Raw genomic sequence first — 720 nt, 5'->3', positions numbered from 1 at the left:
TTATATCAACGGGAAGTAGCTCAGCTTGGTAGAGCACTTGGTTTGGGACCAAGGGGTCGCAGGTTCGAATCCTGTCTTCCCGATAGATAATAATTTTCACACGGGGCCTTAGCTCAGCTGGGAGAGCGCCTGCTTTGCACGCAGGAGGTCAGCGGTTCGATCCCGCTAGGCTCCATTTCATTTGAATAATGAATATCTTTTTTCGCGGTGTAGCTCAGCTGGCTAGAGCGTCCGGTTCATACCCGGGAGGTCGGGGGTTCGATCCCCTCCGCCGCGATTTTTAAAGAGCCTGGACCTTTAGCTCAGTTGGTTAGAGCAGACGGCTCATAACCGTCCGGTCGTAGGTTCGAGTCCTACAAGGTCCATAGTGACGTTGTAAGTTCCATATTGGAGGATTACCCAAGTCCGGCTGAAGGGAACGGTCTTGAAAACCGTCAGGCGGGTAAAACCGTGCAAGGGTTCGAATCCCTTATCCTCCTTACTTTGTGAGTTACTATAAAGTAGTTGATTCGCAATTATATTATCGCGGGATGGAGCAGTCTGGTAGCTCGTCGGGCTCATAACCCGAAGGTCGTAGGTTCAAATCCTGCTCCCGCAATTGACTTTGAATTTTCAAAGTCGACAATTAAAAAAACTAAAATCATGGTTTGGTAGTTCAGTTGGTTAGAATGCCTGCCTGTCACGCAGGAGGTCGCGGGTTCGAGTCCCGTCCAGACCGCC

Annotated in this window: 7 tRNA genes; all 7 read left to right on the top strand. The window is 50.3% G+C overall.

Going from position 1 to position 720, the window contains the following annotated elements:
* Positions 1 to 9: 9 nt before the first annotated feature.
* The 7 genes from AB3I12_RS13385 to AB3I12_RS13355 all read left to right on the top strand — a co-directional run bounded on the left by AB3I12_RS13385 (position 10) and on the right by AB3I12_RS13355 (position 718).
* Positions 10 to 83 (top strand) — tRNA-Pro (locus AB3I12_RS13385).
* A gap of 19 nt (positions 84 to 102) precedes the next feature.
* Positions 103 to 175: transfer RNA gene (locus tag AB3I12_RS13380), tRNA-Ala, on the top strand.
* A gap of 28 nt (positions 176 to 203) precedes the next feature.
* A tRNA-Met gene (locus AB3I12_RS13375) sits at positions 204 to 277 on the top strand.
* 14 nt (positions 278 to 291) lie between these two features.
* Positions 292 to 365: transfer RNA gene (locus AB3I12_RS13370), tRNA-Ile, on the top strand.
* A gap of 24 nt (positions 366 to 389) precedes the next feature.
* Positions 390 to 479: transfer RNA gene (locus tag AB3I12_RS13365), tRNA-Ser, on the top strand.
* A 45-nt stretch (positions 480 to 524) separates the two neighbouring features.
* A tRNA-Met gene (locus AB3I12_RS13360) sits at positions 525 to 598 on the top strand.
* Between the two features lie 46 nt (positions 599 to 644).
* Positions 645 to 718: transfer RNA gene (locus AB3I12_RS13355), tRNA-Asp, on the top strand.
* The last annotated feature ends 2 nt before the right edge of the window (positions 719 to 720 follow it).

It is taken from the genome of Enterococcus sp. C65, assembly GCF_040887165.1.
In the GTDB taxonomy this organism is placed as follows: Bacteria; Bacillota; Bacilli; order Lactobacillales; family Enterococcaceae; genus Enterococcus_B; species Enterococcus_B hirae.
Note: the sequence above shows the minus strand (reverse complement) of the source record. Positions and strands in the feature narration are given on the sequence as shown.